General features: G+C 32.4%; 10 protein-coding genes and 2 tRNA genes. 7 read left to right on the top strand and 5 right to left on the bottom strand.

What is annotated here, in order from left to right:
• Positions 1-261 precede the first annotated feature (261 nt).
• The 4 genes from PXD04_RS20520 to nikR form a co-directional block, all read right to left on the bottom strand.
• Complete coding sequence (locus PXD04_RS20520; protein WP_323736666.1) at positions 262-1,416, bottom strand: ATP-grasp domain-containing protein; 1,155 nt, start codon at positions 1,414-1,416, stop codon at positions 262-264.
• 10 nt (positions 1,417-1,426) lie between these two features.
• The gene (gene hycI, locus PXD04_RS20515) at positions 1,427-1,867 is read right to left on the bottom strand and encodes a hydrogenase maturation peptidase HycI (protein ID WP_323737492.1); all 441 of its coding nucleotides are present in this window, start codon (positions 1,865-1,867) and stop codon (positions 1,427-1,429) included.
• A gap of 37 nt (positions 1,868-1,904) precedes the next feature.
• The gene (locus PXD04_RS20510) at positions 1,905-2,660 is read right to left on the bottom strand and encodes a 50S ribosomal protein L11 methyltransferase (RefSeq protein ID WP_323736665.1); all 756 of its coding nucleotides are present in this window, start codon (positions 2,658-2,660) and stop codon (positions 1,905-1,907) included.
• A gap of 118 nt (positions 2,661-2,778) precedes the next feature.
• Positions 2,779-3,201 (bottom strand): nickel-responsive transcriptional regulator NikR, encoded by a 423-nt coding sequence (gene nikR, locus PXD04_RS20505; RefSeq protein WP_323736664.1) that lies wholly within the window; start codon positions 3,199-3,201, stop codon positions 2,779-2,781.
• A 223-nt stretch (positions 3,202-3,424) separates the two neighbouring features.
• Here nikR and PXD04_RS20500 point away from each other — a divergent pair.
• The 4 genes from PXD04_RS20500 to PXD04_RS20485 all read left to right on the top strand — a co-directional run bounded on the left by PXD04_RS20500 (position 3,425) and on the right by PXD04_RS20485 (position 5,596).
• A tRNA-Gly gene (locus tag PXD04_RS20500) sits at positions 3,425-3,498 on the top strand.
• A gap of 27 nt (positions 3,499-3,525) precedes the next feature.
• Positions 3,526-3,599, top strand: a tRNA-Gly gene (locus PXD04_RS20495).
• A 201-nt stretch (positions 3,600-3,800) separates the two neighbouring features.
• Positions 3,801-4,454 (top strand): TrkA family potassium uptake protein, encoded by a 654-nt coding sequence (locus PXD04_RS20490; RefSeq protein WP_323736663.1) that lies wholly within the window; start codon positions 3,801-3,803, stop codon positions 4,452-4,454.
• A 29-nt stretch (positions 4,455-4,483) separates the two neighbouring features.
• Positions 4,484-5,596, top strand: a complete 1,113-nt coding sequence (locus PXD04_RS20485) for a VWA domain-containing protein (protein WP_323736662.1) — start codon at positions 4,484-4,486, stop codon at positions 5,594-5,596.
• Here the strand turns inward: PXD04_RS20485 and cobQ are convergent.
• Complete coding sequence (cobQ, locus tag PXD04_RS20480; protein WP_323736661.1) at positions 5,593-7,110, bottom strand: cobyric acid synthase CobQ; 1,518 nt, start codon at positions 7,108-7,110, stop codon at positions 5,593-5,595. The two genes, PXD04_RS20485 and cobQ, sit on opposite strands and share 4 nt — an antisense overlap.
• Before the next feature lie 493 nt (positions 7,111-7,603).
• Here cobQ and lonB point away from each other — a divergent pair, with 493 nt between their 5' ends.
• The 3 genes from lonB (at position 7,604) to PXD04_RS20465 (ending at position 12,512) form a co-directional block, all read left to right on the top strand.
• The gene (gene lonB / locus PXD04_RS20475; protein WP_409988256.1) at positions 7,604-9,448 is read left to right on the top strand and encodes an ATP-dependent protease LonB; all 1,845 of its coding nucleotides are present in this window, start codon (positions 7,604-7,606) and stop codon (positions 9,446-9,448) included.
• Positions 9,449-9,542: 94 nt separating this feature from the next.
• A complete protein-coding gene (locus tag PXD04_RS20470; protein ID WP_323737490.1) occupies positions 9,543-10,355 on the top strand; it encodes an amino acid ABC transporter substrate-binding protein in 813 nt (270 codons plus the stop codon).
• 324 nt (positions 10,356-10,679) lie between these two features.
• Entirely contained in the window at positions 10,680-12,512 is a 1,833-nt protein-coding gene (locus tag PXD04_RS20465; protein ID WP_323736660.1) for a DEAD/DEAH box helicase, read from the top strand.
• The last annotated feature ends 15 nt before the right edge of the window (positions 12,513-12,527 follow it).

The raw sequence follows: 12,527 nt of genomic DNA, 5'->3' as shown, positions 1-12,527 counted from the left end.
TTTCTAAGAAGCAGTTCAATATTTTAGTGGATATTTCGTTGAAATTGAATAATTTAAGAAATTATGCTATAAAAAACTACTGAGTTATTTAAATGTGCTGATGATATACATTTTAAACAGTTGAATTAGGCATATTTTTTGAAAAAAAAGGTTAATCTTTTTTTTAGAGTAATCATTTTTTTTCTCTTTAAACTAATTTATGCCAAGACTCAGATTAAAATAAGTAACTACAAACGGTGAAAAATGGAATATAAAAGGAAATTAAATGAATTTTATATTGTTTTCTCTCGCATAATCCGGGACTAATTCATATGTTAGGTTATTTAAGTTTTCTTTGCTGTTTGCCCTGATTGTTACCCTTTGGTAGTGTTTTGGGCCATGAACGATGTATGAATTTTCTCCACTGAATTGTTTTATTTTTGGTGTTTGCCTGTTTTCGGGGAAGTCTCCTACTGGCAATTCTGTGGCATAGTAACTTTTCATTTCTTTTTTTACATTTTCTGGAGACCATGTTCCACATGCCATGTCTATTAGTTGGCAGATTGGGTAGATGTTTGTTGTTGCTGCTGTCATGTATCTTGTTCCACTTGGTCTGGTGTTTAGTTCTATTACATAGTTTTCATTGTTTCTGGCATCATGTAATATGTCTATGTCCATTGTTCCTTCTACTTTTACCATGTCTGCAAGTTTTTCTGCTAAGTCTCTTATTGCTTGGTTATGCTGTTGGTTATCTATTCCACTGATATTTAGTGGTGCTTGTTTTATCTTGGATAATGGGTGTGTGCCTTCTAGTGTTGTATCTCCCTTGTATACTGGGGCTAGTGCTATTGTTTGTTCTTTCCATCTGAGTGTTTCTATGGATATTTCTGTTCCTTGAACAAATTTTTCTGTGAAGATGTTGTTTTTATCTTTTATGAAGTCTTGAATGTCTTCAGTGTTTAATGCTATTTTTACTCCGACTCCTCCTTGTCCGTCGGGGGTTTTAAGTACTATTGGCAATTCATTTTCTAAGTCTTGGATCTGGTATGGTTTTTCTAGTTTTTTGAATTTAGGTGTTTTTATATTATTTTTGGTTAACATTTGTTTTGTATCGTATTTGTTGGCTGCTAGTTGTGCTGTGTTTGATGATGCTGCTATTACTGGTATGTTGTTTTCTTTTTCTAGTTTTTCTTTCATTAGTCCGACATCTGTTAGTGGTGGGTCTATTCCTATTAATGGTATTACTGCGTCAACATCTTCTTTTATTGCTATGTTTATTGGTTCTTCCATGCCTCTTGGGACTATGTATTTTTTGTCTGCAAGGTCTAAGTTCATAGCTTTTTCGTTGGATTCTGTGATGATTGTTTCTATTTCATGTTTTTTTGCATACCATGCTGCATCATCAAATAATCTTGATCCTATAAATAATATTTTCATGTTTTTTCACCTAGACTAGTTCTACTATGATATTAGTTAATTCTTCTACACTTTCTTTTACTTCTTCGGATATTGTGTTTATTAGTTCCATTTGTTTTGGTTGTATTCCTATTGTGATTATTTTGCTTCCTATTGTTTCTTCTATGTAGTTTATTATGAATGATATTGGCATGGAGTGTGTTGATATGTTGAAGGTATCTATTTGTTCCTTGTTTATTAGTAGCATTTCTCCGGGTTTTGCTTCAAATTCTACTGCATCTATTATTATTATGTGTGATGGTTTTAGGTTTCTTATTTCTATTGTATGGTTTTCTGGTGTTGATTCTGTGTTTAATAGGTATACGTTGTCTGTGTTTTTGTCTGTTATTTCGACTAGTTTGTTGTATACTTGTTCTGATAGTAATGGTCCTAGTCCATCATCTCCCCTCATTGTGTTTCCTATTGTGAATATTAATAATTTTTCGTATTGTTTTAAAAATTTTGATAGTTCATTGTATATCTGTTTGGATTGTATTTAGTCCACCACCCATTATGTATTTTAGTTGTATTTTTATTTTTTCTCCTTTTTTTACCTTTTTTTCTTTTGTTGGTATGAGTAAAGGCGGATTTAACATTGGCGTTGGTCCTGTTATTAATTGTTCTGTTACTCTGGTGTATGTGGTTAGTTTTATTGTGTTTATTGTTCCTGTTTTTTTGGATGTTAGTGTTATTTCTTTTTGTATGTGTGTGTTGTTTTTTTCTCGGAATATTGTTTCGTTATATTTTGTTTCTTCTGAGTATTCTTTGAAGTTGGGTTTGTTGTTTTCTTGATATGTGATGTTGGTTATGTTTGTTTGTCCTATCATGATTGTATCGTATGTTGAATGGGGTATGTGTATTGTGTCTTTTTTTGTGTATTTTTGTATGTTGTTGGTTACTGGTACTTGTTCTTCGTCTATTAGTGCTGTGTCTAGCATTTCACATATTACTACGTCAGGTTTTTCTGTGAATTTATGTGTGCTTGCATCGGTTTCTATTATTGTTATGTTGTTGTATTGTTGTAGGTTTGCTTTTGTGTAGTGTTTTATTGTTAGTGGGTTTATTTCGTATGCGTATACTTTGTCGGCATATTTTGATGCTATGCCTGCTAGTATTCCGGAGCCTGTTCCTAGGTCGTATGTTAGTCCGTGTGCATTTTGTTTTATTGCTTCTTTAAAAATAGTGACTCTTTTTTCGTCTTTTGTTAAATCATCATAATATGTCATTATATATTGTTTTGTTTGAAGGGTTTAATAATAGTTTAAAAATAGTTAAATTTGGAGATTGTTTTGAAAAGATTGTTTTATTAATTTTTTGTGGGTATAAATCTTTATTAATTTTTTTTTAGTCTTCTGTTACTTTATCTAGTTCACCAGTTCCTGCACTGGTTAGTTTCACATGTTCGACTCCTTTTAGTCTCATAATTCTTTCTGTTAAATCTCTGATATGTATTATATCTCCTTTAACTATGATTACTTCTAGACAGTATTTGTCATTCATGTGAATGTGTAAACTTGCGTTAATTTGTTCTCTGTAGTCGTGTTGGATGTCTGTCATTGATTCCATTACGCCTACGTAATGATGATCGTAGATTACAGCTAATACTCCTACTCGTTCTCCTTCCATTTCATTCATCCATTGGTATCTGAGTATGTAGTCTTTTAGTGCATCTCTGATACCTTTTGAACGTGATTGGTATCCTCTGTCTCTTAATACATCGTCGAATTCATTAAGAAGTTTATTTGGTAATGACATGCTTATGCGCATTACAATCTCTCCAAATTTTTATTGAAATTAATATGATTATTATTAATATCATATTATTAATTATTAATATGGTTTTAATATTATATAAATATGATAAATAAAAATAACATTTTTATAAAAAATGCTTTAATTTTATTAAAAATTTATTCATTTTACATTGAACCATAAAGTATATATATAAGATACGATAGACTATTGTATAGTGACTTGTACACAAACATATGCAGCGATAGTCCAGTCTGGCTAAGACCCTACCCTGCCACGGTAGAGACCCGGGTTCGAATCCCGGTCGTTGCATCAAATATTACAAGAAACATATAACAAGCGGTTGTAGTCTAGTCTGGCTAGGACTTGGGCCTTCCAAGCCTACGACCCGGGTTCAAATCCCGGCAGCCGCACTAATTTTTAATCTAACTTACATCATATTAAACAAAAACTACAAGCTAATTTTAGGTATAATATATATACCAGCATTACAAACCCAAAAAAAAATAAAAACTAATTTTAAGAAAAAAAACATATCCCACCCAAAAAATTTAATCATAACAAAACCCAAAAAAAATATTATAATAATAAACCACATACGAGGTCTAAAAAATATGATAGGTGTAATAGTTGGTGCTGGACGTATAGGTTTCAATTTAGCAAAATCAATGGCAGAAGACCATGACATCACAATAATAGAAAAAGACAAAACAGCATGCCAAAAACTAGACGAAATAGACTGTTACATAATACAAGGATCCGGAACAAACACAATAATACTAGAAGAAGCAGACGTACCTAAATCAGACTTCTTTGTAGCAGCAACAGGAAACGATGAAGTAAACTTACTATCCTCAGTATACGCAAAAGAACACGGAGTAAAAATAATTGTTGCCAGAGTAAACAATATGCAACACAACGAAATATTTAAAAAACTAAACATAAGAACAGTAAACACCGAACAAAGTGCAATGAGATACATAGCACGAACAATAATAAGACCAAGAACACAACGACTAGTAAACCTGGGTAAAGGAAACGCTGAAATAATAGAACTAGAAGTAAAAAATAGCAACCTAATATACACCCCAATACACGAAATCGAAAATAACAGCAACAAATTCAAAATCGTAACAGTCTACTCAGGAAAAGAAGTAATAATACCAACAGAAAACACTGAAATAGGCTACGATGACAGCATAGCAGTACTAGTAAAACAAGAATACATAGACGAAATACATGACTACTTCACAAAAGAAACAGAATAATAGAAAAAAAAACTATTTTTAAGATTAAAATGACAAATGAAAAAATATTAACACTATCCTACCACCTAAGATACCAAGGAGTAAACGTTAGCATAAGAAGCACAATAATGGCCTCCAAAATATGGAACAACTACAAAAATAAATTCACATTAAAAGAACTTAAAGAAGCTCTAAAAAGTGTATACGTAAAAAATAAGGAAGATATTGTTAAATATGAACGTTCATTTGACTACGTGTTCATCTTTAATCGAAACACCAAAAACAATCCCGCAGACCAAGAACACATAGAAGTAAAAGAACAAGCAACCCCCCAAAAAATTGATAAAAGCAAACCAATAGAAGACACAACCAGAGAAACCATGATTCGACGACGGCTTGAACATAAAAAAGTAGTTGACAAAAGCATACTAGGTGATGAACTTTCAACCCTAAACAGTATTGATTACAGAGTATTTGAAATATGCAACGAATTCAGTAAAAAAATAGCAAACCAGAGATCAATACGAAAAAAGAAGAACAAATCACACACAATAGACATACCAAAAACCATAAGAAAAAATCTTAAAGTTGGAGGACACCTAATAGACCTAGTCCATAAAAAACCACCACTAAAAAAATCAAAACACCTATTCCTATGTGACATAAGTGGATCATGCGAATGGGCTACAACATGGTTCTTCTCATTACTAACAGGATGCCATGAATCATTTGATAAAATTACAGTTGACGCATTTGATCATAGAATCGTTGACATAACCCATGCACTGGATGTTGAATATAGAAATTCATTCCAAGTAAACGTGGGACTTCAATCCCTAGGTCTTAGGCCAAGAGGACATTCAGATATGACAAAAGCTTTCACTGATTTTCTAAAGAAATCAGATCTTAATCGTAACACAGATGTGATTCTTTTAACAGACTGCCGTGACTGGACCGGTCAAAGAAAGAATGGAATCCTGGAAAGTGCTACAATCTTGCATCAAATTGTTGTAAAGTCAAGAAAAGTTATGATATTAAATCCTGAAAAAAAAGTTAGGTGGAACACACCTACCAGTTGTGTTCGAGACTACGAAGAAGCAGGTGCAAAAGTTTATCAGACAAGTACCTTAAAAGAGTTTGCTAAGGTTATTAAAGAGATTTAATCTAAATCACCTAATAATTTGTCAAAGAAAGACATGTCAACATTTTTAGTGAATAAATCACCTAATTGATTATAATTTACACGTTTGGATTCCTTGAATGTGTCACCGGTTAACCCTAATGGTTCCAATCCTTTTTGTACTCTAAGGTAGTCTGTGAAGTTTCTTCTAAATTCATAGTTATGGAATATTCCATGGAAGTAAGTTCCACAAATATTTCCCTGAATAGCACCATCATATTCACAGTCCGGATTGTTTCCATGACCTTTGCTTAATTTTAGGAATGGTTTAGTATTTTCTCCAAGGATTGTTATAGCTTCGTGTAATTCATACCCTGTTACTGCAGTGCCTTTTTTAAATCCTATTTCACTATCCTCAATTACTGTTGCTTCACTCTGTTTTACTACTTTTTCTATTTCTCCAAATTTTGTTTGCATGTCTATTAATCCAAGACCTTCCACAGTACCATGATCTGATTCTATGCAGTTAGGATCAAGTATTTCTGTGGATAACATTTGATAACCACCACATATACCGAATATTGGTATTTTCTTGGATAATTCCTTGATTTTGTCAAATGCTCCTGATTTTTTTAGTTCTTCAATATCATCTACTGTGTTACGTGTCCCTGGTATTACTAGTGCATCTAATCCTTCAAAGTCATCGTATATGCTCACTAATTTTATACCTACATCTGGTTCGTAATCTAGTGGGTCTATGTCTGTGAAGTTAGATATTTTTGGAAGTCTTAATGTTCCTATTGTAATTTTTTCGTTTTCACTGAATTGGTGTGTTGTTAGTGATGCTGAATCTTCTTCTGGTAAGTTTAGTGTTTCATCAAAGGGCATGATACCTATTATTGGTATTCCTGTGATTTCTTCCACTTTTTCTATTCCTGAGTCAAGAACGCTTGCTACTCCTCTGAATTTGTTTATTATAACTCCCTTGATTCTGTTTCTATCTTCTTCGGGTAATAGGAAGTATGTTCCTACGATTGATGCAAATACTCCTCCTTGGTCTATATCTGCAACAAGTATTACATCAGCATCTGTTAATCTTGCCATGAACATGTTTGCAATATCTTTGTCGTACATGTTTATTTCTGCTGGTGATCCTGCACCTTCTAGTATTACTATGTCATAGTCATCTTTTAGTTGATTTAATGAATCTTTTACTGCTACGATTGCTTCGTCTCTGAAATTGTTTTGATAGTCATCGAATCTCATATCTCCTGCTGGTTTTCCTTGAACTATGACTTGGGATAAGAATTCGCCTTTTGGTTTTAGTAGGATTGGATTCATGTTACAATCTGGTTCTATTCCAGCTGCTTCTGCTTGCATTACTTGTGCTATTGACATTTCTTTATTGTCTTTTGTTGTGTATGAGTTTAGGGACATGTTTTGTGATTTGAATGGAGTTACTCTGTATCCTCTCCGTGATAGTATATTACATAATGCAGCTACTGTTAATGTTTTTCCTGCATTTGATGATGTTCCTTGAAACATTATGTACTTCATATTTGTTTTCACCTGGTTTGTTAGTTACGATAGTTATCAATATATTTGTATATTATATTGTTAAAAACTTTATGTATTTTAAAATAGTTTTGATATTAATTTTTGACTTCGGTATATTGTTGTGTCGGGGTATAATATGAAAGATTTTAAATACTTTTGGTAACTTAAAATAATATGATAACAAATAGATATAATATACATAAATTATAAAATTAATATGAATAGAAAAAATCAACAAATAACAATAATAATAACAATCATCAAATAAAACGGAGGGATTTGTATAAGCAATATAAACGAGGAAGAAATAAATAAAGAAGACATAATCGATGATGAAGTAATAGTACCAGAAACAGAAGACATAATCGAAGTAAATGAAGAAAACAATGAACCCTCAAACGAAGAAACAACCAGCAACACCACCGAAAACGAAACACTACCAGAAATAGACCCAAATGACTACATAGACACAAAAAACATAGACATACCACCAATGCTAATAGACCAGATAATAGGACAAGAAGAAGCAGTAGAAAAAATCAAAAAAGCAGCAAAACAAAGAAGAAACGTACTCCTCATAGGAGAACCAGGAATCGGTAAATCAATGATTGCAAAAGCAATGGCAGAACTACTACCACCAGAAGAACTACAAGACATACTAATATACCCAAACCTAGAAGACCCAAACAACCCACTAGTAGGAGTAATGCCAGCAGGACAAGGAGCAAAAATAATAGAAAACAGCAAAAAAAATGTTAAAAGCCAGGAAGAAAGAAAAAACATCCTAACAGTAGCAATCATAGGATTAATAATGGCAATAGGTTTCATAACAGGCCAATTCCTAGAAGCAATCATAGCAGTAGGAATCGTATTCTTCGCATTATACCAGATAAAACCAAAAAACAACCAAGTCGCACCAAAACTCCTAGTAAACAGTGACGCAAAAAAAGTAGCACCATTCGTAGATGCAACCGGAGCACACGCAGGAGCATTACTCGGTGACGTAAGACACGACCCATACCAATCAGGAGGACTTGGAACTCCAGCACACGAAAGAGTAGAAAGTGGTATGATACACAAAGCAAACAAGGGAGTACTATACATTGACGAAATCGGTACAATGAACATGAAAACACAACAACAATTACTAACTGCACTACAAGAACACAAATTCCAAATAACAGGACAAAGTGACAACAGTAGTGGAGCAATGGTAAGAACAGAAGCAGTACCATGTGATTTCGTATTAGTAGCAGCAGGAAACCTAGAAGTACTAAAAGACATGCACATAGCATTAAGATCAAGAATAAGAGGATACGGTTACGAAGTATTCATGAAAGACACCATGAAAGACACACCAGAAAACCGTCAAAAACTAGGACAATTCGTAGCACAAGAAGTAAAAAATGATGGAAGAATACCACACTTCAACAAAGAAGCAGTAGCAGAAGTAATTAAAGAAGCACAAAGAAGAGCAGGAAAAAAAGACTCATTAACCCTTAAACTAAGAGACCTTGGTGGACTAGTTCGTGCAGCAGGAGACGTAGCAGTAGAAGAAGGAGCACCAGAAGTAACAATAGAACACGTATACGAAGCTAAAAAACAATCCAGAACACTAGAACAACAAATAGCAGACAGATACATTGTACAAAGAAAAGAATACAGTGTATTCAACAACCAAGGATCAGCAATCGGATGCATCAACGGATTAGCAGTAATAGGTAACTCAAGCGGTATCGTACTACCTATTGCAGCAGAAGCAGCACCATCACAAAGTAAAGAAGAAGGTAAAATAATTGCAGCAGGAAAACTAGGAGACATAGCAAAAGAAGCAGTACAAAATGTAGGGGCAATTATTAAGAAAAGCATTGGAAAAGACATATCCAATTACGATATCCACATACAATTTGTACAATCATATGATGGAGTCGAAGGAGACAGTGCAAGTGTATCCATGGCAACAGCAATCATATCAGCTATCGAAGACATACCTATTGATCAAACATTAGCATTAACAGGTTCATTAAGCGTAAGAGGTAATGTATTGCCAGTAGGTGGAGTAACCTACAAAATAGAAGCCGCAGCTGAATCCGGTATGAAAAGAGTACTTATACCTGCATCAAACAAGGATGATGTGTTAATAGAGAAAAAATACCAGGACAAGATAGAAATCATACCAGTCAACACTCTTGCAGAAGTTCTTGAATATGCATTAATTGGTCCTAAAAAAGAACAATTCATCAAAGAATTGAAAAAAAATAAAATGGACAGAATTAAAGAGATTATACCAAATCCTTCAGACATCATCACTTCCAATCCTTCCTCATCAGAAAACTAATGTTTTCAATATCCCTTTAACCTTTTTTTTAGTGTAATCCATTACATATATTACTTATAAATTAAAAAATATTTATTAAACAGGTAATGGAGGAATTACAATTTTCAGGAAATTATTTACATTACTAATCATTTCATTATTTGTATTATCAATAACTAATTGTGTCTGTGCAGAAAATTCTAATTCATTAGATTCTAAAAAATCATTTGTAGTTGGTTTTAATTCAGAATTTCCTCCTTTCGGATATCAAGCTGATAATGGAGAATACACTGGTTTTGATATTGAACTAGCTAAAGAAGTTTGTGAACGTAACAATTGGACTTTTATTCCACAACCTATAACTAATTGGGGTACTAAGAATACTGAACTAAATTCTGGAATGATGGATTGTATATGGAGTGAATTTACAATTAATGGCAGGGAAGATGAATATACCTGGTCCAAAGCATATTTTAACAATACCCAAGTTGTAGTTGTTAAGGCTGACTCAAATATTTCATCACAAAAAGATTTAAAAGATAAAGACGTGGAAATTCAGGAAGGCCATTCAGCACTGAATGTTCTTGAGAAAGAGAAACGAAGCTTGATGAATAGTTTTAAATCTTTAACTAAGATTAAAGAATATAATACTGGATTTATGGATCTGGAATCTGGTGTTTGTGATGCAATAATAGTAGATGTTCCTCTTGCAAAATATCATATAAAAGAGAAAAGTGCCGATAAATTTAAGATATTAGATGAACCTATTGCTTTTGAACAGTATGGTATTGCATTTAAAAAGGGAAATGATGACCTTAAAAATCAAGTTCAGAAAACGTTAGATGAAATGTATTCTGATGGTACTGTTAATAAGATTGCTCAAAAATATAATGCATATGAAATTGAAGATTCATTATTATATCCATAACTCTCCACCCCCACCAAAATTACTTTTATTTTTTTATAATTAATTTTTTGGACTCTGAACTTTCTGTTTAATAAATCAGTTACTTACAGATAATTTTCATTTTGCTATTGATACTGATTTTTAACAAAAAATACTTTTAATTAAATTAATCATAATTATATTAAGGATTAAATGTAAATCCTAATTTTATAAACTAATGAATATATAAAGTAAAAACTTTAAAGAATTTTAAAAAGTATTAATTAGAATAATTGACACGCCCGTGTCAATCGTAAGTCCAATAGAGTAATAAGTAAGAATTATATTTTAGAAAGGAGCTTAATAATGGAAAAATTAAAATTTAAGGACTTAAATATATCCCCCGAAATTCAGAAAGCTGTGGAAGATATGGGATTTGAAGAAGCATCACCCATACAATCATTAGCTATACCTCAAATATTAGCACATAAAGATGTTACAGGACAAGCACAGACCGGAACTGGAAAAACAGCAGCTTTTGGAATTCCTTTACTAGAAAATTTAGATAGTAACAATAAGAGATTACAGGCAATTATTTTATGTCCTACTCGTGAATTAGCAATACAAGTGGCTGAAGAATTAAGAAAATTATCAAAATACCTTCCAAAAATAGATGTGCTCCCAGTTTATGGAGGACAACCTATAGATAGACAGATTAAAGCTCTTCAAAAAGGAGTGCAGGTAATAATTGGAACTCCTGGAAGAGTTATGGATCATATTGATAGAAGAACTATTGATTTAAGTGCTATAAAAACAGTTATTCTTGATGAAGCAGATGAAATGTTGGATATGGGTTTTAGAGAAGATATAGAGTATATATTAGAAGACATACCATTTGACAGACAGTTTTTACTCTTCTCAGCAACATTACCTCCAGAAATTATGCAATTAGCCAAAAGGTATCAGAGCAACCCGGAAATTGTTAAAATTACAAAACATGAACTAACAACACCAGACGTGGAACAGAAATACTTTGAAGTTAAAGAAGACATGAAACTAGAATTATTATCAAGACTATTAGATTTAAATAACTTTGATTTATCATTAGTATTCTGTAACACTAAACGAAAAGTAGATAAGCTTGTTAGTCACTTGCAAATCAGAGGATACCTGGCAGATGGATTACACGGAGATATGACACAAAACCAGAGAGATCGTGTGATGCATAAATTTAAACGTGGAAACCTGGAAATACTGGTTGCAACTGATGTGGCCGCACGTGGAATTGATGTAAGCGGGGTTGAAGCAGTATTTAATTATGATATTCCTAACGATAATGAGTATTATGTTCATAGGATAGGCAGAACAGGAAGAGCCGGTAAAACCGGAAAAGCATTTAGTTTTGTTTCAGGCCGTGAAATATATCAATTAAGAGATATTCAGCGTTATGCAAAAACTAAGATAGATCAAGCACCTATACCATCAATTAGTGATGTTGCCGAAGTTAAAAAGGATAACTTTATTGAACAACTAAAAGAACGTATAGAAACAGAGAACATTTCAAAGGAAATATACATTATCGAAAAACTTATCGAAGAGGATTATAATTCCATCGATATTGCTGCAACATTACTTAAGGGCATAATGGATGATAGTAAGTATAAAGAGGAAGAATTTGGAGATACTGATGCACATGAAGGATTTGTACGATTCTTTATGAGTATTGGAAGAAAACAGAACATAAATGTTGGCACTATCCTTAATGCTGTTCATGAAAAAACAGGACTTAACGGTCATCAAATAGGAAATATTGACATTTTTGATAATTTCTCATTTGTAGAAATTCCTGATGCAAATGCTTCAGATTTTTATAGATTTATGGGAGATACATATATTGAGAATAAAAGAGTTCATATAGAACCTGCACGTCCTCGTGAAAAATCCAATAATAATTCTGAGAAAAAGTTCAGAAACCATAATAAACGTTCTAGAAGAAGCAGAAATTTTAATCCACACAGGAATGATGGTTATAATAAGAATGATAATTATAAGAGAAATAATTATTCTAATGATAACTATAAGAAAGGTCATAAGAGAAATACTTATAGAAAAACTAATTATAACAATGATTACCGAAATAATTATGATAACAACAATTATCGTAAAAATAATTATAGAAATGATGAATTTGAATTCTAATCATTTCTTTCTTTT

The organism is Methanosphaera sp. ISO3-F5 (assembly GCF_034480035.2).
Lineage (GTDB): Archaea > Methanobacteriota > Methanobacteria > Methanobacteriales > Methanobacteriaceae > Methanosphaera.
The sequence above is the reverse complement of the archived record's forward strand: the minus strand, read 5'-3'. Positions and strand labels throughout refer to the sequence as shown.

What these genes read in the sequence shown, in the direction of transcription:
- PXD04_RS20520 (WP_323736666.1), bottom strand. Translation starts at nt 1,416, where the DNA reads ATGAAAATATTATTTATAGGATCAAGATTATTTGATGATGCAGCATGG.
- PXD04_RS20510 (WP_323736665.1), bottom strand. Translation starts at nt 2,660, where the DNA reads ATGACATATTATGATGATTTAACAAAAGACGAAAAAAGAGTCACTATT.
- nikR (WP_323736664.1), bottom strand. Translation starts at nt 3,201, where the DNA reads ATGCGCATAAGCATGTCATTACCAAATAAACTTCTTAATGAATTCGAC.
- PXD04_RS20490 (WP_323736663.1), top strand. Translation starts at nt 3,801, where the DNA reads ATGATAGGTGTAATAGTTGGTGCTGGACGTATAGGTTTCAATTTAGCA.
- PXD04_RS20485 (WP_323736662.1), top strand. Translation starts at nt 4,484, where the DNA reads ATGACAAATGAAAAAATATTAACACTATCCTACCACCTAAGATACCAA.
- cobQ (WP_323736661.1), bottom strand. Translation starts at nt 7,110, where the DNA reads ATGAAGTACATAATGTTTCAAGGAACATCATCAAATGCAGGAAAAACA.
- lonB (WP_409988256.1), top strand. Translation starts at nt 7,604, where the DNA reads ATGCTAATAGACCAGATAATAGGACAAGAAGAAGCAGTAGAAAAAATC.
- PXD04_RS20465 (WP_323736660.1), top strand. Translation starts at nt 10,680, where the DNA reads ATGGAAAAATTAAAATTTAAGGACTTAAATATATCCCCCGAAATTCAG.